Source organism: Nonomuraea monospora (genome assembly GCF_039531895.1).
Taxonomy (GTDB): Bacteria; Actinomycetota; Actinomycetes; order Streptosporangiales; family Streptosporangiaceae; genus Nonomuraea; species Nonomuraea monospora.
Genome location: NZ_BAAAQX010000027.1, coordinates 46,969 through 72,913, shown reverse-complemented (window position 1 = coordinate 72,913; position 25,945 = coordinate 46,969). Strand labels below are relative to the sequence as shown.

Genomic DNA, 25,945 nt, shown 5'->3' with positions numbered 1-25,945 from the left:
CCCCCCCTCAGCCACAGGAGAACAACCATGCCGGCCATCACCTCCCGGGCCGCGGGCCTGCTCGGCGTCACGGCCCTGGGCCTCGGCCTGCTCACCGCGTGCGGCGGCTCGGACGGCGGGACGGCCGCCGACGGCTCGCCGTCCTACGGCGAGTGCAAGGTCAGCGGCGCCTACGGCGCCCACAAGCTGACGACCGTCGAATCCGGCGTCCTCACCATCCAGGCCGCGCTGCCCGCCCCGGGCGACTACAACGGCGACACCCCGCAGAACGTCCGGAGCGGCTACTCCTACTGCCTGGCCGCCGAGATCGCCCACCGGGCCGGCATCCCGCGGCTGGAGCTGACGAACGTCTCGTTCGACGCCCTGGTCAGCGGCCGGACCAAGGACTACGACCTGACGATCTACCAGCTCTACAGGACGCCCGAGCGCGAGAAGGTCGCCGACTTCACCGACCCGTACCTCAACGTCAAGAGCGGCGTGCTCGTGCGGTCCGACAGCACCCTGGACGCCACCACGATCAAGGACGCCAGGATCGGCATCCTGCTCGGCTCCGTCCAGGACAAATTCGTCAGCGAGCAGCTCAAACCAGCCCAGCAGGCCAAGCAGTACCAGTCGATCAACGACATGATCACCGCGCTGCGGGCCCGCCAGATCGACGCCGTCATCCTCGACACCACCCTGGTCATGCTGAACGCCCGGCAGATCGGCGACGCGGTCAAGGTGATCGGCCAGTACCCCGTCGGCGGTGACGCGGCGATCATGCTGCCCAAGGGCTCGGCGAACACCGCCGGGGTCAACACGATCGTCGGCGAGATGAAGGCCGACGGCACCCTGGACCGGGTCTTCAAGGAGCAGTTCCAGTCGTTCCTCGGCGGGGACCCCGACGACCTGCCCGAGTGGCCGGTGTCGTGACCGCCGCCGTCGAGGCGCCGACCGGCGCCAGGAAGCCCGTGCCGCCACCGCGCTCACGGCCGCTGAACGTCGCGGCCTGGACCGGCGTGGCACTGACGGTCGCGGTCACGGCCGCGGTGGTGGCCAACGCCGTCCACCGGTTGCCCGCCGGATCCGTGATCGTCCTGGCGGTCGCCGTGGTGGCGGCCGTCCTCGTCGGGATCCCCGCCTGGAAGGGGCTGCGCGGCTCCGCCGCGTCCGCCCGGGCGCTCTCGCGCGGGGCGATCACCGACGCGCGCCGCGACGCCGCGGCCTCCCGCGAGTCGTCCTGGACGGCGCTGGGCGTCGCCGGGTTCTGCCTGTGTCTCATGGCGCTGGTCTTCTTCCTCACCGTCAGCGACGGGATCGTCCGCGAGACGTTCCTGCGCTGGGACCTGATGAGGACGAGCTTCGCCGAGACCGGCAAGGCGCTGTGGCACAACGTGCTCATCGCCCTCGTCACCCAGGCGCTGGTGCTGGTCATCGGCCTGCTGCTGGCGCTCGCCCGGCTCGCGCCCGGCCGGGGCGGGCGCCCGCTGCGCCTGCTGGCCATCGCCTACATCGACCTGTTCCGCGGCCTGCCCGCCATCGTGGTGATCTACCTCGTCGGCTTCGGCGTCCCGCTGGCCGGCATCCCGGTGATCAGCGACGCTCCCCCGGTCGTCTACGCCGTCGTGGCGCTGACCCTCACCTACAGCGCCTACAACGCCGAGCTGTACCGCTCGGCGATCGAGTCGATCCACCCCAGCCAGGAGTCGGCCGCGCTGTCGCTCGGCCTGTCCCGCGCGCACACCCTGCGGTACGTGATCCTGCCGCAGGCGGTGCGGCGGATCGTCCCGCCGCTGCTCGGCGCGTTCGTCGCGCTGCAGAAGGACACCGCCCTGGTGAACGTCGTCGGCATCATCGACGCGTTCGCCCAGGCCAAGATCTACTCCGCCAACTACTACAACCTGTCCTCGGTCACCGTCGTCTGCCTGCTGTTCGTGGTCATCACCGTCCCGCAGACCCGGCTCGTGGACTACCTGCTGGCCCGCGGCGAGAGGAAGCCCTCATGAGCCCGTTCATCGAGCTGCGCGGCGTCACCAAGTCCTATGGCGACCACCCGGTGCTGCGCGGCATCGACCTGGACGTCGCGGCGCACGAGGTGATCAGCCTGATCGGCGCGTCCGGATGCGGCAAGTCCACGCTGCTGCGGTGCGTCAACGGCCTGGAGCGCATCGACGGCGGCGAGATCGCCGTGGACGGCGACGTGGTGTCCGGGCCCGGCGTCGACCTCGTGCGGCTGCGGCGGCAGGTCGGCATGGTCTTCCAGTCCTACAACCTCTTCCCGCACATGACCGTCCTGCAGAACGCCGTCCTCGCGCCGGTGAAGACCGGTCTGTGCAGCAAGGAAGAGGCCGAGGAGCGGGCCATGGCCATGCTCGGCAGGGTCGGGCTGGCCGGCAAGGCCGGCTCCTACCCTGACCAGATGTCCGGCGGCCAGCAGCAGCGTGCGGCGATCGCCCGCACGATGCTGATGAGCCCCCGCATCCTCCTGCTGGACGAGATCACCTCCGCGCTCGACCCCGAGCTGGTCATCGAGGTGCTCAACATCGTCCAGGACCTCGCGGAGAGCGGGATGACCATGCTGCTCACCACCCACGAGATGGGGTTCGCCCGCGAGATCTCCGGGCGGGTGTGCTTCCTGCACGGCGGGGGCATCCTGGAGCAGGGGCCGCCGGCCCAGATCTTCGACGACCCCGCCGAAGAGCGCACCCGCGACTTCCTGCGCAAGGTGTCGCAAGCCGGACGCCTGTGACGACTCGAAGCCGGAGCCTGGGAGTCGTGCGGGGAACCTACCCTCGCTTGGTGAACAGCCCCCGTACCCACAGGTAGCCGACCGCCGAGAGCGCCGCGCACCCGGCGATCGCCATGATGACAGGGCCCGCCGACGGCGGGCCGGTCAGCAGGCCGCGCAGGGTCTCGATGAGCGGGGTGAGCGACTGGTTCCGCGTCAGCTGCCGCACCTCCGGGCCCTTCCGGCCCGCCGGCACGAGCCCGACGACGAGGCCGATGGCGAACAGGCTGCCGAGCAGGACGTTGAACTGGGCCAGCGCGCTCCGCATCGGGTGGCGGAGGTCGATGCCTTCCAGGACGATCTCGTCCGCGATCACTGGTCCGTTCATGGTCGTTACGATCGCGGACCGCTCTGATGCCCGGCCCATGCCGGGCTGACGCGGCCACTGACACGGCCACTGACACGGCCGCGGGCCTCCGGGATCCGGCTAGTCGATGAAGTCGATGTCCGGGTGCCGCGGGGACTCGCCGTCGAACAGGTGCCGGTCCCGGCCGCGCAGGTGCAGGTCGAAGAACGCGCCCAGGTAGTCCCGCTGCGCGGCCAGTGAGCGGCGGGGGTCGATGGTGCCGATGAGCGCCGCACGCTTGTCCGCCGCCACGCGCGCGCCGAGTTGCGGCACGATGATCTGCAGGTCGCTGTAGGCCAGGTGGGTGCTGCCGCCGCGCAGGAACAGATCCCGCTTCCAGCCTCGCTGGACGGCCCAGAAGTCCGCCCAGCTACGGTCGAACGCGGGATAGCGGTGCGTGTGTTCGAGCGGTTGCCCGTTCTCGTCCACGGCTTCGGCGCCCATCAGGAGGAACGGCCTGTCCAGGCCGCGTTTCGTGACCTCGCCCGGGACGTAGGGGGTGCCCGGCGGGTAGCCGATCGCGGTCGCCATCGCGCCGTCCAGGTTGACCCCGGCGTCGATGCGGCGGTCGTGCACCATCGTCTCGCCCGCGGTGAACCCGCCGTAAGAGTGCCCGTAGGCGCCCACCCTGGACAGGTCGAGCGAACGGCCGAGCCCGCGGGGCAGCGGGCGCTGCTCCGCGTCCGGGTTCTCTCCCCTGGTCAGCTTCGTGAGCTCGTCGAGGACGAACCGGGTGTCGGCGACCCGGGCGTCGAGCGCCTTCACCAGTTCGGGGCCTTCGGACACCGGGAGTTCGAGCCGCCCGCCGGGGAACTCGACCGCCGCGCTCTCGTAGGTGTGCGAGAGCGAGACGACCACGTAGCCGTGGCTCGCCAGGTCGTCGATGATCGCCGTGTACGTCTCGCGTGGGAAGCCGAAGCCGGGAGAGAAGAGCGCGACCGGCTTCGGCGCGCCGTGCGCCACGGGGACGCCGGCCTCGGCCCTGCGCTTCGCCGACGCCCAGTCGATGGAGCCGGGCGGGAGGGCGAGGTAGTCGTCGCCGGCCAGCGCCTGGTCGACGACGGTGGCCAGGCCTGGTGTGAGCCACGGCGCCCGAGGGCCTTGCGCGGACCGGCCGGCCGGGTAGGTGACGGTGACCATGAGTTCCCTGCGCCGTTCCGGTTTCCATGGGTCGGGGCGGGATCGGTCGATGAGGTGGAGGTCGGTGGTGCCGACGTCGTACTGGCCGGTCAGGGGTGGCGCGGTGAGCTTGGCCTGATCCGCCGCCACGGCGGTGCGAGTGTGCTCGGCCCGCTCCGCCGCCACGGCGGAGGCGGTCGCGGCGGAGGCGGTCGCGGCGGAGGCGGTCGCGGTGAGCCCGCTTGCGAGCGCGAGCCCCGCGATCACCGCCGACCCCCGCACCACCACCCTGCTGTGTCTCGATGACACTGCTGGAGTCCTTCCGGATCGGGGCGGTCCGGCGACCGCCTGCCCCCGAATCTGACAGCGGCCCGCCACCGCGCGCATCACCCTCCGGTTGGAGCCGCGCACTCGTCCTTGAGGGGTACGGCAGGCCGCGAGGTGATCAGCCGCGCTCCGGGGAGGGTTGCGGCCCGGGCGGCAGGAAGGGGACGATGTCGCCACGCCCCCGCCCCACCCCGGAGCCCACGATGCCTCCTCTGCCCGGTACGCGCCCCCGGCCGGCGTCGCGCCGGAGCGGGACAGCCGCCGTCCTGGTGGCGGTGGCCGGGGTCACGGCCGTCCTGGTCGCCGGCGTGGCCGCCCTGGCCCTCGTGCTCGCCCCCGCCGCGCCGCCCCACGCGGGTCCCACGTCGCCTTACACAGGTCCCGCGTCCCCCTCCCCCGGCGTGCGGTTCTCCACCGGGTGGGCGCCGTTCGCCCCATTAAGGACGCATCAGGGCCAGGGCCCCGGCGTGCTGACCCTGACCGGGGTCAGCGGTGAGGGGCTGATCACGCTCACCCACGACGGCGCCGGAGCGTTCGTCGTGACCGCCGCCGCCTCGGACGGCGGCGAGCGACTTCTCGTGGACTCCACCGGCCGATACACGGGCACCCGCCTGATCGGCTCGCGCGACGGCGGCCCGCGCGACCTCACCGTACGCGTCCAGGCGGACGGCGCGTGGACCGCCATTACCAAGCCGCTCACCCAGGCCCAGGTCTGGCAGGGCAGCACCGTCCAGAGCCAGGGCGACCAGGTGCTGCGCATGGACCGCCCCGTAGGCAGGCACACCACGGCCCGGGCCACGCACCCGGGCGCGGGGATCTTCGTCCTCGACGTGCTCGGCGACCGGACCGAACAGCAGGTGAACGCCACCGGCGCGTACTCCGGCGAGTTCCTGCTGCGGACGGGCACCACGTTCGTCGACGTCCGCGCGCAGGGGGCGTGGACGCTCACCCGCCCGTAGCCGCGCGGGAGGTGACGCGATCGCTCAGCGGTCGAGGACGTGCAGGGTGTGCGGGAACGTGCCGAGCGGCAGCGCGCCGTCGTCCGCGCACACCACGACGTCCGCCACCCTGGCCCCGAACAGGTCCGGCACGTGGATGGCCGGCTCCAGGCAGAACGTCATCCCGGGCTCCAGCAGCGTGTCCTCGCCCGGCCGCGGCCCTTCGTCCGGCCCGAGGCCGACGCCCCGGCCGGTGTGCGCAGCGGCGAACCGCCCGTACCCGCTACCGTCGATCACCTCGGCCACCGCCCTGGCGACCTCCCCGGCCGCGACGCTGGGCCGCAGTGCCGCCAGGCCCGCCCGGTGGGCGGCGAGCACCACCGAGTACATCGCCTCGAAGTCCTCCGGCGGCTCGGCCACCACGAAGACGCGGGCCGCCTCCGCGCAGTAGCCGTCCCACCGGCCGCACACCGACACGCCCAGCGCGTCCCCCGGGTTGATCACGCGGCGCGTGGGCAGGTGCGCGGGCCGCGCGGTGTGCTCGCCGGCGGCCACCCGCAGCGACAGCAGCTCCTCGCACCCGGACTCCAGCAGCAGCGGGCGCAGCCGCGCGGCCATCGCCCGCTCGCTCTCCCCGAACCAGGCCAGCTCCGGCACCCGCTCCAGCACGCCTTCCGCCGCCGCGACGGCGCGCCGCAGCGCCTCGATCTCGTACGGCTCCTTGCGCAGGCGCAGCGGCGCGAGCACCGGGGTGGCGGGGACCAGCTCGGCCTCGATCGCCAGCCCGAACAGCTCGCGCACCCGCATCTCCGGGTCCACCCCGACCCGCCGCGCCCCCTGCGGCACCAGCGCTCCCGGGTCTGCGGTCTCGGCCATCCCGTCCTGTGTGAGGACGAGGAACGGCCCCTGCGCGCCGCCGAGGAAGCGGAAGTCGGGCGACGGGCGCAGCACGAGCGCGTCGATCCCGGCCTCCGCCATGGCCGCCCGCGCCCCGGCGACCCGCCCCGCGACCACCGCCTCAGGCACGACCACCACCTCGGGCGCGACCGCCGACCCACGCGCGACCGCCTCCTCAAGCCCAACCACCAGGCCGGACGCAACCGCCGCCTCGGACGTGGCCGCCTCCGCAGACGTGGCCGCCGCATCCGGGGTAGTCGCCGGGGCAGGCGTGATCGCCGCACCCCGCGTAGTCGCCGCATCGCCCGTGGCCGCCGCGTCGCGCATGGCCGCCTCCCCAGGCGTGACCGCCGCATCCGGGGTAGTCGCCGGGGCAGGCGTGATCGCCGCACCCCGCGTAGTCGCCGCATCGCCCGTGGCCGCCGCGTCGCGCATGGCCGCCTCCTCAGGCGTGACCGCCAGGTCGGGGGTGGCCGCCTCCTCAGGCGTGACCGCCGGATCGGGGGTGGCCGCCGGGTCGGGGGTGGCGGGAGGCCGGGGGGTCATTTCGGCTCGTGCAGCCAGCAGGCGACCGGCCCGAAGTCCGGTTCCTTGTCGCGGCACACGTCCATCACCAGCGGACACCGCGGGTTGAACCGGCAGCCGGACGGCGGGCTGGCCGGGTCCGGGACGTCGCCGGGCAGTTCCTCCGGCAGCACCCCGAGCCCGTCCGGTTGCGGGATGGCCGCGAGCAGCGCCCTGGTGTAGGGGTGCCGGGGGTTCGCCCACACCTCCGCCGTGTCGCCCACTTCGACGATCTTGCCGAGGTACATGACCGCGATCCGGTCCGCGATCAGCCGCACCACGGACAGGTCGTGGCTGATGAACAGCAGCCCGGCCCCCGACTCGACCGCGAGGTCCCGCATCAGCCGGGCCACCTGCGCCTGCGCGGAGGCGTCCAGCGCGGAGATCGGCTCGTCGCCGATCAGCAGCCGGGGCCGCGCCGCCAGCGCCCGCGCGATGGCGATGCGCTGCCGCTGCCCGCCGGAGAACTCGTGCGGGTGCCGCCCGGCGAAGTCGCGCGGCAGTCCGACGCGTTCCAGCAGGTCGGCGGGGGACGCGGCGGTGTCGCGGGCGGTGCGCAGGCCGTCGGCGATCTGGTCGCCCACGCGCCGTCGCGGGTTCAGCGACGCGTACGGGTCCTGGAACACCATCTGGATCCCGGTGAGCCTGCGGCGGCGCAGCCCGAGCGGCGTGACGGGCTGCCCGTCGAAGTCGATGGAGCCGCCGGTGATCGGGTTCAGCCCGCAGACGGCGCGGGCCAGCGTCGACTTGCCGCACCCGGACTCGCCGACGAGCCCGACGACCTCGCCGGGCCGCACGCTGAGGCTGGCTCCGGCCACGGCCCGCACGACGGGACGGCCGGGTGAGCGGTGCTCGACGACCAGGTCGTCGATGGTGAGCAGGTCGTTCATCAGGAGATCTCCGCATCGGGCAGGGAGTCGAGCAGGGCGCGCGTGTAGGCGTGCTCGGGCTCGCGCAGCACCTGGCCGCGCGGCCCCGACTCGACCACCAGGCCGTCCTTCATCACGCTCACCTCGTCGGCCACCGCCGACATGACGCCCAGGTCGTGCGTGACCAGCAGCACCGCGAGCCCCAGCTCGTCGCACAGGCCGCGCAGCAGCCGCAGCACGCCGGCCTGCACGGTCACGTCCAGCGCCGTGGTGGGTTCGTCGGCGATGAGCACCTTCGGCGAGCAGGCCAGCGCGATGGCGATCGCGATCCGCTGCCGCATGCCGCCGGAGAACTGGTGTGGGTAGCGCCCGTAAGCCTCTTCCGGCCCGGGGATGCGGACCTTGGCCAGCAGTTCCACGGCCCGCGCCTTGGCCTCGGCCTTGCCCAGCCCGAGGTGGTGGCGCATGTGCTCGGTGAGCTGTTTGCCGATGGTCAGCATGGGGTGCAGGCTGGTGGCCGGGTCCTGGAAGACCATGGCGATCTCGCCGCCGCGCACCCGGTTCAGCTCCTTGGGCGGCAGCGTCAGCAGCTCGCGCTCGCCGAGCCGGATCGAGCCGGTCACGCGGGCGCCGTGCGGCAGCAGCCCGAGCGCGGCCAGGCCGGTCATCGTCTTGCCCGACCCGCTCTCCCCGGCAAGACCGTGCACGCGGCCGGCCTCCAGCCGCAGGTCCACGCCGCGCAGGATGTCCTTGCCGCCGATGGAGACGCGCAGGCCGGTGATGTCCAGCGTCACAGGGCACGCTCCTTGATCGCGCGGGCCGTGCGGGGGTCGAGGGCGTCGCGCAGCGTGTCGCCCAGGAAGTTGAACGCCAGCACGACCGTCAGGATGGCCAGCCCAGGGAACGTCGCCACCCACCAGCTGTCGAAGACCTCCACGCCGGAGGCGACCATCGCCCCCCACTCTGGGGACGGCGGCTTGGCGCCCAGGCCGAGGAACGACAGCCCGGACAGCAGCAGCAGGGCGGTGCCGATGTCGAGCGTGGCCAGCACCAGGACGGGGCCGGTGATGTTCGGCAGCACGTCCACGCGCAGCGAGCGCCACACGGAGAAGCCGAGCAGCCGTCCGCTCAGCACGAACTCCCGCTCGCGCACCCCCAGCACCAGGCCGCGCGTGACGCGGGCGTAGGCGGGCCAGGCCACCACCAGCACGGCCAGCACCGCGTTGGTCAGGCTGGCGCCGAGCGCGGCGGCCACCACCATGGCGAGGATCACGGTCGGGAACGCGAACACCAGGTCCGCCACCCGCATGATCGTCTCGTCCACCCAGCGGCCGAAGTACCCGGCGCACGCGCCGAGCAGGCCGCCGATCAGCACCGACAGGACCACCAGCAGCAGCGTCAGCGGGATCGACACCCGCGCCCCGTACATGACGCGGCTCAGGATGTCGCGGCCGAGCTGGTCGGTGCCGAACCAGTGGCCGGGGCCGGGCGGCGCGAGGCGGGGCAGCTCCTGGGCGAGCGGGTCGTGCGGGGCGAGCCAGGGCGCGGCCAGCGCCACGACCAGCCACAGCAGCGCGAGCACGGCGCCGGCGACGGCCAGCGGCTGCCGCCACGCCTCGGGCAGCCGCCCCAGGAGACTCACGCGGGTCATTGCAGCCTCACTCGGGGGTCGATGACGCCGTACAGGACGTCCACGACCAGGTTGATGACGAGGTAGACGATGCCCACCACCAGGCCGACGCCCATGACGGCGGGCAGGTCGAGGGTGGTGGCGCTCTTGTAGGCGTACTGGCCGACGCCGGGCCAGGCGAAGATCGCCTCGACCAGGACGGTGCCGGACAGCAGGCTGCCGAACGCCAGGCCCGCCACGGTGATGATGGGCACCAGCGCGGAGCGCAGCACGTACCGGAACAGGACGGTCCTGCCGGGCAGGCCCTTGGCGCGGGCGGCGCGCACGTAGTCCTGCCCGAGCACCTCCAGCACCGCCGAGCGGGTGAAGCGGGTGAGCAGGCCGATCGTGTAGAGGGCCAGCACCAGCGCGGGCGTGATGAGGTGGCCGACGGCCGAGGAGAAGATGTCCCAGCGGCCGGCCAGCACGGCGTCCACCGTCTGCAGCCCGGTGACGGCGGGGGCGCCGCCGAGGGCGGCGTCCACCCGGCCGCTGCCGGGGGTGATCTGCAGGCGGTAGAAGAACACGTAGAACGCGACCAGCGCCAGCCAGAACGTCGGCACCGAGATGCCGACCAGGCTCAGCACCCGCAGCGCGTGGTCGGAGAGCCGGTCGCGGCGCAGCGCGGCCACGACGCCGAACGCCACGCCCAGCACCAGCGAGACCAGGATCGCCGCGCCCGCCAGCTCCAGCGTCGCCGGCACGAACTCGGCCAGGTCCTGGCTGACCGGGCGGTGGCTCTGCTGGCTCATGCCCAGGTCGCCCTGGACCAGGCCCTGGAGGTGGATCAGGTACTGCTGCCAGAGCGGCTTGTCCAGGCCGTGCTCGGCCCGCCACTGGGCGACGATGGCCGGGTCGCCCAGTGCCCGCTGGCCGAGGTTGGCGGCGACGGGGTCGCCGGGGACGAGGTTCGTCAGGACGAACGTCACCAGCGTGATGCCCCACGCCATCAGGACGGCCAGCAGGACGCGGCGGACAAGGAACCGCGCGAGCGGAGGCACCTCGGACCGCCCCTACTTCGCGCCGAGGTCGGCGACGTCCACGGTCCAGACCGGGTGGTACTCCAGGCCGGTGACGGAGGCGGCCGTCACGATGTTCTGGCTCGGCTGGATCAGCGGGATGAACGGGCCGGAGGCGTTGAGCTTGGTCTGGACGTCGGCGTAGGCGGTCTTGCGCGCGTCGTCGCCGATCGTCTCGGCGGCCTTGGCGCCCGCCTCCTCGATCTCCTTGGCCGCGCCCTCCTTCCAGCCGGCCCGCAGGCCGACGGTCTTACCGGGCAGGAAGGCGAGGTAGTCGCTCGGGTCCGGGTAGTCGGGGCCCCAGTACCACAGGCCCATCTCCTCCTTGCCGTTGCGGTAGTTGTCCAGCGCCGTGGTGACGGGCGCGGGCTGCAGGTCCACCGTGATGCCGACCTCCTTGAGGTTGGCCTGGATGCGCTCGGCGAGCGGCTGGAACGACAGGCCGTTCACGGTCAGCTCGCTCGGGTACTCCAGCTTCACGGTCGGGTTGGCCAGGCCGCTGGCGGCCAGCGCCGCCTTGGCGCCCTCGACGTCCCGCTTGGCGCCCTGGTCGGCGGGCAGCGCGCCGAGGATCTGGGACGGGATCACGCCCGGCGCCTGGGTCGAGCCCTCGCCGGCCAGCTCCAGCAGCCCCGCGTAGTCCACGCCCTTGCGCACGGCCTCGACGAACTTGGCGTTCGGCGTGGTCTTGCTGATCGCGGAGTCCTGGTTGGCCAGCAGGAAGATGACGTTCGCCGAGGCGGTCTTCTTGACCTGCATGGTGGCGGGCATGCCGGTCACCTGGTCGCCCGACAGGTTCAGCGCCACCTGGCTGTCGCCGCGCTGGACGTTCAGCTTCTGGGTGGCGGCCTCGACGTTGCGGATGACGACCTTGTCGTAGGCGGGCTTGGTCCCGTAGTACTTCGGGTTCGCCTTGAGCGTGACCTGGCTGCTCACGTTGAACGACTCGATGGTGTACGGCCCCGAGCCGGCGGAGTTGGCGTTCAGGTACTGCTCGGCCTTGTCCTGGGCGTCGGCGGTCGCGCCGTTCTGCTTGGCGACCTTGCTGTTGAGGATGCCCAGCGCCGGGTTCGGCAGGATGAACGGCAGCGCCGGGTTGGCCGTCTTCGACGTCAGCGTGATCGTCGTGTCGTCGGTCTTGGCCACCTCGACGCCGTCCAGCAGGAACGACGGCGTGCCCTTCATGTCGCGCACGCGGGTCAGCGAGAACACCACGTCGTCGGCCGTCACCGGTGCGCCGTCGGCGAACGTCGCGCCCTGCTTGAGCTTGAGGGTGAGCGTCTTGCCGTCCTCGGACAGCTCGTACGACTCGGCCAGCGCCGGCACGGGCTTGGTCACGTCGGCCCCGTCGAACGTGAGCAGCGTCTCGTACACCGCCTTGCCGACGATGAGCCCGGTCGGCTCGTACGTGCGGCCGGGGTCGGCGGTCTTGAGGTCGAAGGACGTGTCGATGACGAGGGTCTTCCCGCCGCCACCGGAGGCCGCGGGGGTTTGTGAGGTGCCGCCGCCGCTGCCGCAGGCGGCCAGGGCGAGTGCACCGGCGAGCAGCACGGCCGCCGTCTGCGAGCGGGTCGCCATGAGAGTCCTCCAAGATTGGACGTTCAGCAGAAGGATGTCGAGGATTGTGCGGCAGATCGTCCAGGGACTGTGCGGTCGGCTGGACGTATATAAAGGTGGATGAGGTAATGATGAGTGAAATTTCCAGAAATGGTGTCAGCGGTGGCGGTCAGCCTGGACGGATCGGCATCGGTCTCGAACTGGACGACATCCACCTGAAGATCCTTGAGGTCCTGCGCGAGAACGGCAGGATCTCCGTCGCCGCGCTGGCCGAACGGGTGGGCATCTCCCGCGCGAACGCCTACACCCGCTTCGAGGCGCTGCGCGCCGACGGCGCGATCAAACGCTTCACCGCCGAGATCGACCACCTCAGGGCGGGGCTCGGCATCACGGCGCTGATCTTCGTGACCGTGCGCCAGCAGATGTGGAAGCAGTTCAGGGCCGAACTGGCCAGGATGCCGGAGGTGGAGTACTGCGCGATCACCACCGGGCAGCACGACGCGATGATCCAGGTGCGGGTCTCCGACGTGGCCGCCGTGCACTCCATGGTGACCGACCGGCTGGCCAACATCCCGGCCGTCAAGGCGACCGAGACCGTGTTCATCCTGGACGAGGTGCTCAGGCGGCCGTACGTGCTGCCCAGCGACCGTGACGCCGCCCGCGACCGGTCCCGCCAGCAGCGGCGGCCAGCCCAGGAGGCGCAGGGCGACGTGCCGCTCGGCAAGATGCGCTTCGTCGGCGCCGCCGAGGGCCGGGCCGCCCTGCGCAAGGACGACTGAGCCTCGCCTATGCGACCTCGGTGCACACGCTGACGTGCAGCGTGTCGTCCCCGTCGAAGCTGAACTCCTCCACCAGGCGCAGCAGCCCGTCGTCACCCGTCTCGATGCGGCTGCTGCTCTGCCCGCCCGCCTTGCCGCCGGCCACCAGGGCGTGCGCGTAGGCGATCGAGACCTGGTCGCCGTCGCGGGTGCCGACGAAGCGTCCGTGGGTCACCGTGTCGCCGGTGTACTCGCCCCAGACGACCTCGTCGGCCTCCCAGTAGTGGAAACGGGTGGGGCTGTCGGGGTTCACCGCGCTCGCCGTGGAGCTGACCATCACGAAGGTACGACCGTTGAGATTCACGCCGTCTATGGTCCCTACATTTCCGAAATATCAGCATGCGGCTGGACATATGGTGAGGGCGTCCTGTCAGTGCGGGAAATCCGTCCAGCGCGGCAGTCGCCGGAGGCGGCGCGGGCGCGGCTCAGTCCACCAACGCGCCCTTCATCACACGCGCGCCCCTCATGACACGTGCGCCCCTCAGGGCACGCCCACCCTCACAGCACGCGTCCTCACGACACGCCCACCCTCACAGCACGCGTCCGCACGCCACGCCCCTTCCAGCGACGGCCGCTCGCGCCGCGCCTTGTGCACCTCGACGGGTGGCTGCGGATCGCTGGCCCGGCTCGATCCGCCGGGTTACGCCGTTCAGCGCCGAACGTCAGCGTCAGAGCTCAGCAGCCTTTGACCGCACCTGAGGAGATGTCTCATCTCCCGCCAGGCCTGCCGATCTGCCGACGGCATGGAGAAAGCGTGTGCCCCAGTCCCGCAGGTGATCGACGAACTCCGGCGGTTGCACCACCTCGAACTCCGCGCCGAGGTTGCCCAGCGCCTGCGTGGGCCAATCCAGGCTGGTGGAGACCATCGTCAGCCGGCAGCGGCGGTCGTCGACCGGTTCGATCTCGCCCCATTGGCCGACCATCCGGCGCACCCGCTCCGCGGGTGCGTCGACCAGCACGACGACGGTGTGCGCGGTCGGGGCCTGGGTGGCGGTGCGGACGAACGCGGCGGCGTCCCCGCCCGGCAGTGGCCGTGGCAGGAAGGGAGAGCCGGTGTTGCGCGGCTGGGTCAGCCGGTCGAGGCGGAAGCTGCGCCAGTCGTGCCTGGTCAGGTCGTAGGCCACCAGGTACCAGCGGCCCCCGAGCGCGACGAGGCGATGGGGCTCCACCTCGCGTTCCGTCTGCGCGCCGCCGCGGGTGGTGTAGTGGAAGCGCAGCCGTTCCTGGTCGCGGCACACCTGGGCGATCATGGCCAGCACCTCCGCCGGGATGACCGGCCCGGCGGAGGACGCGGAGACGGTCATCGCGCGCAGCGCGTTCACTCTGGCCCGCAGCCGGGGCGGCAGGACCTGCACCACCTTGGTCAGCGCGCGCATCGCGGCCTCGTCCAGCCCGGCGATGCCGCTCTGCGCCGTGTCCCCCATGCCGACCGCCAGGGCGACTCCTTCCTCGTCGTCCAGCAGCAACGGGGGCAGCACGGCCCCGGGCTCCAACTGGTAGCCGCCGTCGGTGCCGCGGGAGGCGTGTACCGGGTATCCCAGCTCGCGCAGGCGGTCGACGTCCCGGCGCAGGGTGCGTTCCGACACCCCGAGGCGAGCGGCCAGATCGGCGCCCGGCCAGTGGCGGTGGGTCTGCAGCAACGACAGCAGCGTGAGCGTCCGGGAACTCGTGTTGGCCATATCCGGAATTATCCCTGTACTTCCGGTCAGAAACTGGCCGGAAGCCTCGCTAGCGTGAGCGCATGATGACGCACGAGATCCAGTTGACCTCCCAGATCGACGCCTCCCCCGCCCCCGAGCACTTCGCCGTCGTCCAGGCGGAGATCGAGGGCGAGGTCGTGGTCCGCACCGACTACCTGGGCCTGGCCGCCACCTACCTCGAACTGATGCGCCCCGACTGCCACCTCCCGATCCCTGCCTGGCAGCCGGGCCAGCGGGTGGGCGTCATGGCGATCGGCACCGTGCTCAGCTCGGACAGCCCCGACCTGCGAGAGGGCGACCTGGTGCAGTCGATGACCGGCTGGAGCGCCCATTCGGCGGGACCGGCCGCCTCCTACTTCAAGCTGGACCCGGACGCCTACCCCGACCCCAGCTACCACCTGGGCCAGGGCCCGACCGCCTACTACGGCATGGCCGACGTGGCCAAGGCCGGCGAGGGCGACGTCGTGTTCGTCTCCGGCGCGGCCGGCGGTGTCGGCTCACTGGCCGGGCAGATCGCCCGCAACCTGGGCGCGAAGAAGGTGATCGGCAGCGCGGGCAGCCAGGCCAAGGCCGACTACCTCGTGCAGGAACTCGGCTTCGACGCCGCCTTCGACTACCACCACGACCCGGTCGCCGCGCTCAAGGAGCTCGCCCCCGAGGGCATCACCGTCTTCTTCGACACCGTGGGCGGCGCGCTGTACGACGCCGCGCTCGAAGCCGCCGTGCCTGGCGCCAGGTTCGCCCTGTGCGGCTCGCTGTCCACCCAGCTCGGCGCAGCCGCGGACCGCTTCCCCTCGCCCGACCGCGACGCCGCCCTGGCCAGGGGGGTCGAGCTGATGCCGTTCTCCTGCCACCACACCCCCGGCCAGGTCGCCGCCTGGCACCACCACTTCCGCACGGCACTCGGCCAGGGCCGCTTCGTCTACCCGCGCACCGTGGTCGAGACCGGCATCGACGGCGTGCCCGGCGCGTTCCTGGCCATGCTGCGCGGCGACTACCGGGGCAACGTCTCGGTGCGGCTGGCATGACCGCCCTGTCCCGCCGGGCGCTGAACCGAGCCCTGCTCCAGCGGCAGTTCCTGCTGGAGCGGACCGGCCTGGCGGCTCTGGAGGTGATCGGCCATCTGGTCGCCATGCAGGCCCAGGAGCCGAACTGGCCCTACCTTGGCCTGTGGACCCGGATCCGCGGCTTCACCCACGCCGACCTCACCACCCTGCTCACCCAGGGACGGGTGGTGCGTTCCGGCTTCCTGCGCAGCACGATGCACCTCACCGCGGCCGACGACTTCCGCCGGCTGCGGCCGGTGCTGCAGCCCGTGCTGAGCCGCACCGCGGGCTCGGCCCACTTCCGGCGCAACAACGCGGGGCTCGACCCCGAAGCTCTGCTCGCCGAGGCACACGCCCTCCTGAAGGCCGGGCCGCTGCCCAGAAGAGATCTCGCCAGGCACCTCGCGGCCCTCCATCCGGGCCGCGACGGCCGGACCCTGGCCGGTGAGATCGAGCTGCGCACGCCGCTTGTGCACGATCCGGCGACCGCGTCCTGGGGCGGCTGGGGCACCCGCTCGTCGGTCACCGTCACCGCCGCCGCGACCGACGCCCCGCGCCCCGGCGCACTGCGCGACCTGATCGTCCGCTACCTGGCCGCCTTCGGCCCCGCCACCGTGGCGGACATCCAGGCGTGGTGCGGGTTGACCCGGCTGGACCAGATCGTCTCGGAGATGGACGCCGACCTGCGCCATTACACCGGCCCCGACGGCCGGCGCCTGCTCGACCTGCCCGACGCCCCACTCCCCGACCCCGACACCCCCGCTCCGGTGCGGCTGCTGCCCGCCTACGACAACGCCCTCCTGGGGCACGCCGACCGCAGCCGCGTCATCGCCGACGCCGACCGCGGGCAGGTCGCCCCCGGCCAGGCCAGAGTCCTGCCGACGTTGCTCGTCGACGGCTTCGTCCGCGGCACCTGGTCCTTTACCGCGGGCGAGGTTCGGCTGACGCCGTTCTCGCCGCTGTCGGCGAGCGAACAGCAGGCGGTCGATCGCGAGATCGACCAGTTGCTGCCGTTCCTGTCGCACCGGCGCGCATGAGAAGGCCGATGGCCACCTCCAGTCGTTCGAGATAGGTCTCCCGTGACGCGACCTGATGCTTGAGGCCGATCGATGCGCTGATCATCGTCTGCGCGACAGGGCGAGCCGCCTCCCGTCCTGACTCGGCGGCGATCGCCTCCGTGATGAGTTCCTCGAAACGTCGCCGCGGGACATCGACGATCTCTCCGAGGAGGTCGGGATTGTCCTCGACGACCATCGCGAAGTCGCTCGCCAGCGGGCCGATATAGCGCCTGTTCAGGAGGGGAGGAACTTGGTCAGGAGGTCGGCGAGTTTGCTGAGCGAGTCGGCGAGATCGGCGATCGGGCGCAGGCGGTCGCGCAGCCGGCGGAAGGCGTCGGCGAGGCGGCCCGTGTCCCGCTCCGCCACCGGGCGGGCGGCCTCGGCGAGGAGCTCCGCCGCGTCGCGGCCGGCCCGTTCAGGGTGGTCGATCTCGGTGGAGTGGGCTGCGACGCGGGCCATCAGGTCGGCGAGCAGCGCCTGGAGCTGCACCAGGTTCGGGTCCGCGGGCTGGCCGCTCGTCGTGACGTTCTGGGTGAAGTGGGAGCCGGGGCCGCCGAACTGGCTGCCGGTGAACGTCCCGCTGTAGGTGTATTTGTCCTTGTCGGTCATGAGTTCGCCTCGCCGCGCTGTGTGTTGACGTTCTGGACGAACTGAGAGCCGGGGCCGCCGAACTGCGCGCCCGGGTAGTTGCCGCTGTACTCGTAGTGGGTCGTGCTGGAGATCGAGACCGCGGTGGCCTGGCGTCGGTAGGCGGTGGTGTCGACGCCCTTGTCCTCCAGGAAGTCGAGGACGGCCGAGGTCAGGCGCTCCTCGACGAGCTTGGTGTACTTGAAGGCGTCCAGCTCCTGGATGAGGGTGTCGGCCCGCTCGGCCGCGCCCAGCTCGCGCAGGCTCAGCCTCGAACCGTAGTCGTAGGCGGTGTACGCCCGCGGGTCGTCCACGCCGATGGCGTGCCGGAACGCCTGCCAGGCCATGCGCAGCAGCCGTACGGGAGCGGCGACGATGTCGCGGAACAGGTACAGCCAGCGCCCGCGCAGCGCGTGGTAGACCAGGAGCGGAGGTGAGGAGAGCGGCAGCTCGTCCACCGAGCGGTACAACCCGGCCACGGGCGGCAGCACCGTGACGACGAACTCGGTGTAGAGCATCCGGCCCTCGACCGCGAGGTGCACGAACGCGGTGACGGAGGTCCCCCGGTCCACGGCCGGGATGACGGTGCGGCCCGCCGGGTCGAGGACGTGCGGGCCCTCGGAGTTGATGTCCAGCCGCTGGTAGTGCCGCGCGCCTGCCTGCGGGGTACGGATCACCGCGGCGATCACCTGCTCCGGCAGGTTCGTCCACGGGCAGAGCTGGCCGGGATCCACCAGTGGATGCAGCGCCGGGCCCTTGCCGTTCCAGCCGTGCAACTGGTTGAAGCGGCCGGTGGCGACGATCTGGTCGCGGATGAGCAGGTTGATGATGCCCGCCGGGTGGGACTGGGCGCTCATCTGCGCCAGCCGCTCCCGTACGAACGCGTGCAGCTCCACCGGGTCGATCTCGACCAGCGGCCGGGCCGGCCCCGAGCCGTCGCGCGGGCCCGGCGTGCGGTCCAGCTCGACCGCGATGGTCCAGGCCCTGGCCGTGTCGCCGGCTCCGAGGAACGGGTTGCGTCCGGAGTAGAGCGTGACGTTCCCGTGCTGCGCCGCGCCGATCCAGCGCAGCCGCTGCTCGGCCCCCGTGTCGGCCGCCGAGCCAGGCGGCGGTGGCGGCGCTCCGGGGCGCAGGTCGCGGCCGATGACGCGGAACACGGCGACCCGGTAGCCGGCGGCCACGCCGAGGGACAGGAGCACCACGATGAGCAACTGCAGCGACAGGGCGGCACTGCTCGGCGGCGCGCCTCCTTCACGGAAGGAGCTGAGCTCACGTGCGGCGACGTAGGCCACGAGCGCGAAGATGACCGGTATCCCCATCAGCGTCGAGATGACGAACCAGACGAGGATCTTGTAGGGGCGGGAGAGCCGGCGCAGCGGCCGCACGGTGAGCAGCGCGAACGGGATCACCACGGCGAGCCACTGGATCATGACCTCGGTGAACAGGAGCAGGCCGCCGGCGAGCACGACGGTCAGGACGACCTCCCGCGCGAGCAGGAACGATCGCGCGCGCAGGCAGTGCCGCAACACCGGGACCACGTCGAAGCCGCCGTGCGAGGGCGCCACGCCCCGGTGCCGGTTGCGGATGAGCTCGCGCAGCGCCGTCTCACGGAACGACGGATCGAGGTACGCCGCGACCGCCATGTACCGGGTCGCGTTGCGCATGGCCGCGCCGAAGGGGACCTGCGGAGTGGCCGTCGGGTCCGCTGCAGGCGGACTGGTGTACATGCCGGGCTCCTCTCGGGGGAGAGATCAGCCCCACATACGTTAGGCGAATGGTAACCGTACGACTACAGAAAAGTGATTCGGGAATGTATCCTTTTCGTCACGCCCTGTGACTAACGCGAGGCGATCAGGCGGCCCGTTCCCAGGCGGTGACGCCCAGGCGGCCGGTCGAGCCGAGGTCGAAGTGGCCCGGGACACGGTGGCCGCCGACCACGAGGGTGGTGCCGAGCTGGGGAGCCTGCGTGGTGCCGCCGTACGTGTTACGCCACACCAGGGCGAAGCGGGCGGATTGGCCCGGACGGAGGGACACGGTCGCAGGCCCGAAATCCTTGACCGCGGTCGTGACCCGTTGCGCGCCCTTGTCGATCTCGAGGTCGAGTGGCTCACCGGCCTCGTCCAGGACGCGGACCCGGGGGTAGCCGTGGACGCTGCGCACCTCGTCACCGCAGTTGGTGAGGATCACGGTCTGGACGCGGAGCCCCATGGCGGCGTTCGGCTGCTCGGCGGTCAGCGACGTTCCCGAGCCGGGACAGGCCGCGGGCGTCAGCCGCCGCACGGCCGTCGGGGGTGCGGGCCGGTCTTGTACGGTGGCCCGCGTGTCCACGCCGCAACCGGCGAGGCACAGCACGGCGAGGGAAAACGCCCGGACGGCGGATTTGACGGTCATCGGACCCCATTGTGGCCCTTCACCGGCTCCTCAGTTGTCGGGGTGCACCATGAGAAGCACGGCGCGGTTGCAGGCGGCCTGGCCCCGGTACTGGTGCGGGCGCCCGGCATCGAACCGGATGGAGTCGCCTTCGGCCAGGTCGGTGAGGGAGTCGGCGGGGCCTGTGGTGACGTGTCCGCGGGTGAGCACGAGGCACTCCTCGACGCCGGGCAGGTGGGCGTCGGAGTGCTGGGTGTTCTGGCCGATGGCGATGTCGTACACCTCCACGGTGCCGCGCACCCTGATGCGGTGCAGGAGCCGCGCGCTCACCGCGTCGCCCTCGACCTGCGGTCGCCGGTCGTCGGCGCGGACCACCTCGACGGCCGAGGCGGGCGTTTCGAGCAGCTCGCCGAGGGACGCCTTCAGCGCGGTGGCCAGGGCCCACAGGGTGCTCAGGGTGGGGTTGCCCTGGCCCTGTTCGATGCCGTGCAGCGTGGTCTTGCTGATGCCGCCGGCGGCGGCCAGGTCGGCCAGCGAGGTCCCGGCCGCCGTGCGGAGCCGGTGCACGTTCTGCCCCACCACTTGCGTAAGATCCATGCGTATCAGCATAGTGGTATGCATGTACCAGCGAAACGGTTCGGAGGCGACATGACGGTGACGCGGCTGCGCGACATCCCGGGCATCGGTGTGGACACCGTCGGTGACGCGGCTGACGCGATGGACGACCCGGAGTTCCTGCGGCTGGAGAACCTCGACACCGACCTGCGTCCGCCCGCCGTCGCCCTGGCCGCCACGCATGCCGCCGTCGAGGACGACGCGGCCAACAGCTATCTGCCGTTCCAAGGCCATCGTTCCCTGCGCGAGGCCGCCGCCGGGCACGTCGGACGCGTCAGCGGGCGCCCCTACGATCCGGCCACCGAATGCGTCAGTGTGGCCGGCGGGCTCAACGGCGTCCTCAACACCCTGCTCGCCACCGTGGAGGGCGGGCAGGAGGTCGTGCTGTGCGACCCCATCTACGCGGGCCTGGTCAACCGGGTGCGGCTCGCGGGCGGAATCCCCCGCTTCGTCCCCGCTCAGCCCAGCTCGGACGGCTGGACCGTCGATCCCGAACGACTCGCCGACGCCGTCGGACCCAACACGGCGGCGGTCCTGATGATGGGGCCGGCCATGCCGACCGGCCTCGTCCTGGACGAGCGCCACTGGTCCGCCCTCGCCGACGCCTGCGAACGCCACGACGCTTGGCTGATCTACGACGCGGCCATGGAACGCATCCGCTTCGACGGCCGCCCGCCCAGCCACCCCGCAGCCCACGAGGGCCTGGCGCGGCGCACCATCACCGTCGGCTCGGCCTCCAAGGAACTGCGGCTGATCGGCTGGCGCGTCGGCTGGGTCGTCGGCCCCGCCCCCATCATGGCCGACATCCGCCTCGTCGGCATGACCAACGTCGTCTGCCAGGTCGGCCTGGCCCAGCAGGCCGTGGCCGCCGCGCTGGACGCACCCGACGCCGATGCCGACGTCGCCGCCGCCACGGCCACCTGGCGACGGCGCTGCGAGACCGTCCTGGACCAGCTCGCCGCCTACCCGGTCATCCGGCCGCACGGCGGCTGGTCACTCCTCATCGACACCAGGCCCCTGCGGCTGACCGCGTCCGAGCTGTCGCGGCGCCTGTTCGACCGGGCGAAGATCGCAGCCACTCCCATGGACGGCTGGGGCCCCAGCGGCGGGCACTATCTGCGGCTCGTCTTCGCCAACGAACCCGTCGAACGCCTCACCGGCCTCGGCAAGCGCTTCCGCCTGGCCCTCTGACGCCAGCTCCCACGACACCGTCCGATTCCCGAAAAACGAGGCATCCGATGACACCTGCAACGTTCGATGATCTTCTGATTCCCGGCACCCAGGCCTGCCGTGGCGCCCTGGAGGTGGCCACCACGTACCACACGCCCTCCCTGCTCAACCACTCCATCCGCGCCTACCTCTGGGCGGCGGCCCACGCCCAGAGCAACGGCATCGCGTTCGACGCCGAGCTGCTGTACGTGTCGGCCTTGCTGCACGACATCGGCCTGGTGGCGGAGTTCGACAGCCACACGGTGCCCTTCGAGGACGCGGGCGGCCACGTGGCCTGGGTCTTCGGCGCCGGCGCCGGCTGGCCCCCGCAGCGCCGGGCACGGGCTTCGGAGATCATCATCCGGCACATGTGGCCCGAGGTGCCGGTGGAGGAGGACCCGGAGGGGCACCTGCTGGAGCTGTCCACCGCCATGGACATCTCCGGCCGCCACATCGACCAGCTCCCGGCCGAGCTGCGGCGCGAGGTGCTCGAGCGCTACCCGCGCCTGGACCTGGCCAAGGAGTTCATCGCCTGCTTCAACGAGCAGGCGGCGCGCAAGCCGGGCAGCACCGCCGCACAGTCCGTGGCCGGCGGGGTCGCCGACCGCATCGCCCGCAACCCGCTCGGCATCTGACGATGCCGCGGCGCTGCGGCTGCGCCGTCACCTTGACTCACCGCGAACCTGACGATGCCGCGGCACTCCAGCCTCGCCGTGACCTCGACTCACCGCAAACCTGACGATGCCGCGGCACTCCAGCCTCGCCGTGACCTCGACTCACCGCGAACCTGACGATGCCGCGGCACTCCAGCCTCGCCGTGCCCTTGACTCGCCGCGCCGGCGCGCGGGCCGGCTCCCAGCAGGTCACCGCCCTACGCGGCGAGCACGTCCATCCCACCGCGCCCTGACCGCCGGACCAGGTCGGCGGCGGCTTCGGGCCACTCCGGGTGACCGAAGGTGAAACCCGCGCCGAGCAGCCGGCCGGGCACGACCCTGCGGCTTTTCAGCAGCAGCTCCGTGTCCGAACGCAGCACGAACGCCCCAGCCTCGGCCATCCACCTCGTGGCGGGCAGCCCGACAGGAACTCCCCGCGCGCGGCGCAGCGCCCGCATGAACGCGCGTTGCGGCAGGGGGTCCGGAGCGGCGAGGTTGACCGGCCCGGCGAGGTCCTCCCGCTCGATGAGGAATGCCACGGCCCGGGCGAAGTCCTGGTCGTGGATCCACGACACGTACTGCGCGCCACCGCCGACCGGCCCGCCGAGCCCCAGGCGTGCCAGCCGCAGCAACACGTCGAACACGCCGCCGCGATCGGGGCTCATCACCATGGCGGCCCGCAGGCTCACCTTGCGCGTGCGCGGCGTGCCGGCCCGCTCCAGTTCCCGCTCCCACGCCTTCGCGATCTCCACGCTGTACGCCCAGTAGCCCGGCACGCCGGGCTCGCCGCCGCCGATCACGCCGGTCGCCTCGTCATGGGGGGCGTCGAAGCGGTGCGCGTAGATGGTGGCCGTGCTCATCTGCAGCCAGACGCGCGGAGGACGCGCCGCCGCCGCGACGGCCTCACCGACCACGCGGGTGGAGCGCACGCGCGAGTCCATCATGGCGCGCAGGTTCGCCGGCGTGTAGCGGCAGTTGACGCTGCGGCCCGCCAGGTTGATCACGACGTCGCAGCCGTCGATCTTCTCGGCCCACGGGCCGAGGGTCGCGGCGTCCCAGTGGACGTGGCCGTCGCGCGCGGGCCGCCTGGTCAGGAGGACGACGTCATGGCCCGCGGCCGTCAGGGTGCGGTCGAGGATGGCGCCAATCTGCCCGGTTCCTCCGGGTATCACGATTTTCATCCGGCTACCCCCAAGGTCTGGATCGAGCGTAGCGCGGCGGGCTGAACACGTTCAAAGCCGGGTGTTCATCCAGGGCGATCGTCCCGTCCTGACCGAGGACGACGCGTCCGGCCTGCTGGGTCAACCCTGCGGTGGTACGGGTTGCGGCGGCCACCGCGTCGGCGGCGGTGAGGTGGGGCGGACACCCGGCCCGACACGTAGGCGGCGACGTCGCCGGGCAGGTCCCGTGGGGTGAAGCGGGGGCCGGTCGGGGCGCGAGGCCAGCAGGTGCCAGCGGCGGCCCCAGATGACGAGCCGGTACGGCTCGACGCCGCGCACGGTGGCCGCGCCGACGTGGTAGCCGAAGGGAAGCCGCTCCCGAGACGACGACTCCTCGATCCCCGCGATGGCACCGCCGGGCGCGGTCCGCAGACCAACGGTGACGGCGACCCCCTCCTCGTCGTCCAGCAGCGACGGCGACAAGTACGGCGCCGCCGCCGAGCCGGTAGCCGAGGTTGCGCAGGCGCTCCACGTCGGCCCGTACGGTCCGCCCGCTCACCTCGCTTCCCCCGAGGAACCCCGACACCACAGGAAGTGCCCTCAGACGGGCTGGCCGATCGGCCGGATGGTCAGGGTGTTGAGGTCGGCGCCGCCCGGCTGGCCGAGGGCGAAGCAGATGGCCTCGGCGACCGGCTCGGGCGACATGGCGAACGGCGGGACGCCGCCCTGCCAGAAGGCGGTGTCGGTCATGCCGGGGTTGACGAGGGTGACGCCGACGCCGCGGCCGGTGGCGTACATGCGCAGGTTCTCGGCCATGCCGGTGACGGCCCACTTGGTGGCGGAGTAGAGGTTGGCGGGGCTGTTCTTCAGGCCGGCGACGCTGCCGATGAGCACCAGCCGCCCGCTCGTTGCCTCGAGGTGGGGCAGGGCGGCGTTGGCCAGCAGGGCGGGGCCGAGGACGTTGGTGAGGACCATGGGCGCCCACAGTTCGGGGTCGCCGTCGGCGATGGTGCGCGGGTGGTCGGCGGGGATGAAGCCGGCGTTGGCCACCGCGCCGTGCAGGGCGCCGAAGTGGTCCACGGTGCGGGTCACGGCGGCTTGGGTGGCCGGCCAGTCGGCGGCGTCGGCGACGATGCCGAGCAGCCGGTCGGGGTGGCCGGTCTGGTCGAGGAAGGTCTTGAGTTTGGTCTCGTCGCGGCCGGTGACGGCCACGCGGTGGCCGCGGTCGAGGAGCAGTCGTGCGGTGTGGGCGCCGATGCCGCTGGTCGCGCCGGTGATCAGTACGGTCTTGCCGGTCATGCTCATGCTCCCGGGTGTCGGAGGTCCTGCTGCACAGGACGGCTTCGTACGGTGCTGGGCGGCCAGATCGCCTGGCCCGTCCCCGTGTCGCAGGTCGCGTTCGGCCTGCTGACCCCAGGAAACCGGTCTGGCCGCGCACGAGGCAGAGCGCGTTCATAGGGGGGACAAGCTCAACCCCCTTACCGCCGTCACCTGCGCGAACCCTGCGGCTACCGTGGTAGGCATGGACGACCGGCCCGACCACCGCGCCCAGATCCGGGATTTCCTCGCCACCCGGCGCGCGAAGCTCACCCCTGAGCATGTCGGGCTGCCCGCCGGCGGCCGGCGCCGGGTTCCGGGGCTGCGCCGCGAGGAGGTCGCGGTGCTGGCCGGGGTGAGCACGGAGTGGTACACGCGGCTGGAGAAGGGCCACATCAGCGGCGTGTCGGAGGAGGTGCTCGACGCGGTGGCCCAGGCCCTGCGTCTGGACCAGGACGAGCGCACCTACCTGTTCGACCTGGCCCGCGCCGCCCGGCCCGCTCGCCGCGCGCCTTCGCGCCGCAAGGAGGTCCAGGTTCCGCCGCGGGTCCAGTGGCTGCTGGACTCCATGACGATGTCGGCGGCGTGGGTACGCAACGGCCGCGCCGACATCGTCACCTGCAATGCGCTGGCCCGGGCCCTGCTCGCGCCGGTCTTCGACAGCCCGACCACCGCTCAGCACGGCGGCGCGAACCTCGCCCGCTACGTCTTCCTCGATCCGGACTCCCGGCGGTTCTTCGTCGACTGGGACGAGGCCGCCGTCATCAGCGCCGCGCTGCTGCGCGCCGAGGCCGGGCGCGAGCCCCACGACCGGGCCCTGCGCGACCTCGTCGGCGAGCTGTCCACGCTCAGCACGGAGTTCCGCGGCCAGTGGGCCGCCCACGACGTGCGCATCCGCCACGACGGCGGCAAGCGGCTGTGGCATCCGCAGGTGGGCGACCTGGAGCTGACCTACCAGTCTCTCGACCTGCCCATCTCCAGCCGTACGGTGTACGGCCTCACCGTCTACACCGCCGAGCCGGGCAGCACCTCGGAAGAGCGGCTCAAGCTCCTGGCCAGCCTGGCAGCCACCCAGCCGGCGCCCCCTGTCGACCGGCCGCGTTGAGGCGCGCCTGATCCGCTTCTCGCCGCTCAACACTCGGGTCGATCCGGGGCGGTGATCGCATTGACGCGCGACGCTCGCAAGGTTACGGTCAGGACCGTTATCGCGCACAAATGAACGCCATCACGGAGGTGGTGCTGTGCACACCTTTGCAAACAGTCCCTTACGGCAGGGCTCCCAGGTGGAAGGCGGCGGCGC

General features: G+C 72.1%; 27 protein-coding genes. 10 read left to right on the top strand and 17 right to left on the bottom strand.

Annotated elements, in window-relative coordinates; genetic code table 11:
- Positions 1 to 27 precede the first annotated feature (27 nt).
- Genes ABD331_RS39745 through ABD331_RS39735 form a run of 3 tightly spaced genes read left to right on the top strand, consistent with a single transcriptional unit; the run spans position 28 to position 2,728 of the window.
- Positions 28 to 912: an ABC transporter substrate-binding protein gene (locus tag ABD331_RS39745; protein ID WP_344487191.1), complete on the top strand. Its 885-nt coding sequence runs from the start codon at positions 28 to 30 to the stop codon at positions 910 to 912.
- The gene (locus ABD331_RS39740; protein ID WP_344487189.1) at positions 897 to 1,985 is read left to right on the top strand and encodes an amino acid ABC transporter permease; all 1,089 of its coding nucleotides are present in this window, start codon (positions 897 to 899) and stop codon (positions 1,983 to 1,985) included. Before ABD331_RS39745 ends, ABD331_RS39740 begins: the two co-directional genes overlap by 16 nt.
- Positions 1,982 to 2,728, top strand: coding sequence for an amino acid ABC transporter ATP-binding protein (locus ABD331_RS39735; protein WP_344487187.1), 747 nt, complete (start codon positions 1,982 to 1,984; stop codon positions 2,726 to 2,728). The genes ABD331_RS39740 and ABD331_RS39735 overlap by 4 nt, the downstream gene beginning before the upstream one ends.
- A 37-nt stretch (positions 2,729 to 2,765) precedes the next feature.
- Here ABD331_RS39735 and ABD331_RS39730 read toward each other — a convergent pair whose 3' ends face one another.
- On the bottom strand, positions 2,766 to 3,095 hold the full coding sequence (locus ABD331_RS39730) for a hypothetical protein (protein WP_344487185.1): 330 nt from the start codon (positions 3,093 to 3,095) through the stop codon (positions 2,766 to 2,768).
- A 99-nt stretch (positions 3,096 to 3,194) separates the two neighbouring features.
- A complete protein-coding gene (locus ABD331_RS39725) occupies positions 3,195 to 4,541 on the bottom strand; it encodes an alpha/beta hydrolase family protein (RefSeq protein WP_344487183.1) in 1,347 nt (448 codons plus the stop codon).
- 221 nt (positions 4,542 to 4,762) lie between these two features.
- Here ABD331_RS39725 and ABD331_RS39720 point away from each other — a divergent pair, with 221 nt between their 5' ends.
- Complete coding sequence (locus tag ABD331_RS39720) at positions 4,763 to 5,518, top strand: hypothetical protein (RefSeq protein WP_344487181.1); 756 nt, start codon at positions 4,763 to 4,765, stop codon at positions 5,516 to 5,518.
- 24 nt (positions 5,519 to 5,542) lie between these two features.
- On the opposite strand, the gene ABD331_RS39715 is transcribed toward ABD331_RS39720, so the two are convergent.
- From ABD331_RS39715 to ABD331_RS39690, 6 genes are read right to left on the bottom strand one after another with little or no spacing between them, the layout of a single operon-like run.
- Positions 5,543 to 6,940 (bottom strand): M24 family metallopeptidase, encoded by a 1,398-nt coding sequence (locus ABD331_RS39715; protein ID WP_344487179.1) that lies wholly within the window; start codon positions 6,938 to 6,940, stop codon positions 5,543 to 5,545.
- A complete protein-coding gene (locus tag ABD331_RS39710) occupies positions 6,937 to 7,848 on the bottom strand; it encodes an ABC transporter ATP-binding protein (RefSeq protein ID WP_344487177.1) in 912 nt (303 codons plus the stop codon). Before ABD331_RS39710 ends, ABD331_RS39715 begins: the two co-directional genes overlap by 4 nt.
- Positions 7,848 to 8,621, bottom strand: a complete 774-nt coding sequence (locus ABD331_RS39705; protein ID WP_344487175.1) for an ABC transporter ATP-binding protein — start codon at positions 8,619 to 8,621, stop codon at positions 7,848 to 7,850. The genes ABD331_RS39710 and ABD331_RS39705 overlap by 1 nt, the downstream gene beginning before the upstream one ends.
- A complete protein-coding gene (locus ABD331_RS39700) occupies positions 8,618 to 9,478 on the bottom strand; it encodes an ABC transporter permease (protein WP_344487173.1) in 861 nt (286 codons plus the stop codon). The genes ABD331_RS39705 and ABD331_RS39700 overlap by 4 nt, the downstream gene beginning before the upstream one ends.
- Positions 9,475 to 10,497 carry an ABC transporter permease gene (locus ABD331_RS39695; protein WP_344487171.1) on the bottom strand — a complete coding sequence of 341 codons (1,023 nt, stop codon included), beginning with the start codon at positions 10,495 to 10,497 and terminating at the stop codon, positions 9,475 to 9,477. Before ABD331_RS39695 ends, ABD331_RS39700 begins: the two co-directional genes overlap by 4 nt.
- 12 nt (positions 10,498 to 10,509) lie before the next feature.
- On the bottom strand, positions 10,510 to 12,093 hold the full coding sequence (locus tag ABD331_RS39690) for an ABC transporter substrate-binding protein (RefSeq protein WP_344487169.1): 1,584 nt from the start codon (positions 12,091 to 12,093) through the stop codon (positions 10,510 to 10,512).
- Positions 12,094 to 12,203: 110 nt separating this feature from the next.
- Here ABD331_RS39690 and ABD331_RS39685 point away from each other — a divergent pair, with 110 nt between their 5' ends.
- Entirely contained in the window at positions 12,204 to 12,851 is a 648-nt protein-coding gene (locus tag ABD331_RS39685; RefSeq protein ID WP_344487167.1) for an Lrp/AsnC family transcriptional regulator, read from the top strand.
- Positions 12,852 to 12,858: 7 nt separating this feature from the next.
- Here the strand turns inward: ABD331_RS39685 and ABD331_RS39680 are convergent, their stop codons facing one another.
- Together ABD331_RS39680 and ABD331_RS39675 are read right to left on the bottom strand one after the other, a co-directional pair.
- Complete coding sequence (locus ABD331_RS39680) at positions 12,859 to 13,194, bottom strand: avidin-fold protein (RefSeq protein ID WP_344487165.1); 336 nt, start codon at positions 13,192 to 13,194, stop codon at positions 12,859 to 12,861.
- Positions 13,195 to 13,558: 364 nt separating this feature from the next.
- Entirely contained in the window at positions 13,559 to 14,569 is a 1,011-nt protein-coding gene (locus ABD331_RS39675) for a helix-turn-helix transcriptional regulator (protein ID WP_344487163.1), read from the bottom strand.
- 62 nt (positions 14,570 to 14,631) lie between these two features.
- Here ABD331_RS39675 and ABD331_RS39670 point away from each other — a divergent pair, with 62 nt between their 5' ends.
- Positions 14,632 to 15,618, top strand: coding sequence for a zinc-binding dehydrogenase (locus tag ABD331_RS39670; protein WP_344487161.1), 987 nt, complete (start codon positions 14,632 to 14,634; stop codon positions 15,616 to 15,618).
- Positions 15,615 to 16,673, top strand: coding sequence for a winged helix DNA-binding domain-containing protein (locus ABD331_RS39665; protein WP_344487159.1), 1,059 nt, complete (start codon positions 15,615 to 15,617; stop codon positions 16,671 to 16,673). Before ABD331_RS39670 ends, ABD331_RS39665 begins: the two co-directional genes overlap by 4 nt.
- A 255-nt stretch (positions 16,674 to 16,928) precedes the next feature.
- On the opposite strand, the gene ABD331_RS39660 is transcribed toward ABD331_RS39665, so the two are convergent.
- From ABD331_RS39660 to ABD331_RS39645, 4 genes are all read right to left on the bottom strand, one after another.
- Positions 16,929 to 17,303 carry a hypothetical protein gene (locus ABD331_RS39660; protein ID WP_344487157.1) on the bottom strand — a complete coding sequence of 125 codons (375 nt, stop codon included), beginning with the start codon at positions 17,301 to 17,303 and terminating at the stop codon, positions 16,929 to 16,931.
- Positions 17,300 to 19,048, bottom strand: coding sequence for a hypothetical protein (locus tag ABD331_RS39655; protein ID WP_344487155.1), 1,749 nt, complete (start codon positions 19,046 to 19,048; stop codon positions 17,300 to 17,302). The genes ABD331_RS39660 and ABD331_RS39655 overlap by 4 nt, the downstream gene beginning before the upstream one ends.
- Positions 19,049 to 19,172: 124 nt before the next feature.
- Positions 19,173 to 19,712 carry a DUF4232 domain-containing protein gene (locus ABD331_RS39650; RefSeq protein WP_344487153.1) on the bottom strand — a complete coding sequence of 180 codons (540 nt, stop codon included), beginning with the start codon at positions 19,710 to 19,712 and terminating at the stop codon, positions 19,173 to 19,175.
- A gap of 30 nt (positions 19,713 to 19,742) precedes the next feature.
- Positions 19,743 to 20,288 (bottom strand): helix-turn-helix domain-containing protein, encoded by a 546-nt coding sequence (locus ABD331_RS39645; protein WP_344487151.1) that lies wholly within the window; start codon positions 20,286 to 20,288, stop codon positions 19,743 to 19,745.
- A gap of 51 nt (positions 20,289 to 20,339) precedes the next feature.
- Between ABD331_RS39645 and ABD331_RS39640 the strand changes: the two genes are divergently transcribed.
- Positions 20,340 to 21,497, top strand: coding sequence for a pyridoxal phosphate-dependent aminotransferase (locus ABD331_RS39640; RefSeq protein WP_344487149.1), 1,158 nt, complete (start codon positions 20,340 to 20,342; stop codon positions 21,495 to 21,497).
- A gap of 47 nt (positions 21,498 to 21,544) precedes the next feature.
- Positions 21,545 to 22,150, top strand: coding sequence for an HD domain-containing protein (locus ABD331_RS39635; protein WP_344487147.1), 606 nt, complete (start codon positions 21,545 to 21,547; stop codon positions 22,148 to 22,150).
- A gap of 236 nt (positions 22,151 to 22,386) precedes the next feature.
- Here ABD331_RS39635 and ABD331_RS39630 read toward each other — a convergent pair whose 3' ends face one another.
- The 3 genes from ABD331_RS39630 to ABD331_RS39620 form a co-directional block, all read right to left on the bottom strand.
- Positions 22,387 to 23,349, bottom strand: coding sequence for a TIGR01777 family oxidoreductase (locus tag ABD331_RS39630; protein ID WP_344487145.1), 963 nt, complete (start codon positions 23,347 to 23,349; stop codon positions 22,387 to 22,389).
- Positions 23,350 to 23,469: 120 nt separating this feature from the next.
- Positions 23,470 to 23,811 (bottom strand): WYL domain-containing protein, encoded by a 342-nt coding sequence (locus ABD331_RS61100; protein WP_425566158.1) that lies wholly within the window; start codon positions 23,809 to 23,811, stop codon positions 23,470 to 23,472.
- A gap of 117 nt (positions 23,812 to 23,928) precedes the next feature.
- Positions 23,929 to 24,627 carry an SDR family oxidoreductase gene (locus ABD331_RS39620; RefSeq protein ID WP_344487143.1) on the bottom strand — a complete coding sequence of 233 codons (699 nt, stop codon included), beginning with the start codon at positions 24,625 to 24,627 and terminating at the stop codon, positions 23,929 to 23,931.
- A 223-nt stretch (positions 24,628 to 24,850) separates the two neighbouring features.
- Here ABD331_RS39620 and ABD331_RS39615 point away from each other — a divergent pair, with 223 nt between their 5' ends.
- Positions 24,851 to 25,750, top strand: a complete 900-nt coding sequence (locus ABD331_RS39615) for a helix-turn-helix transcriptional regulator (protein WP_344487141.1) — start codon at positions 24,851 to 24,853, stop codon at positions 25,748 to 25,750.
- Positions 25,751 to 25,945 lie beyond the last annotated feature (195 nt).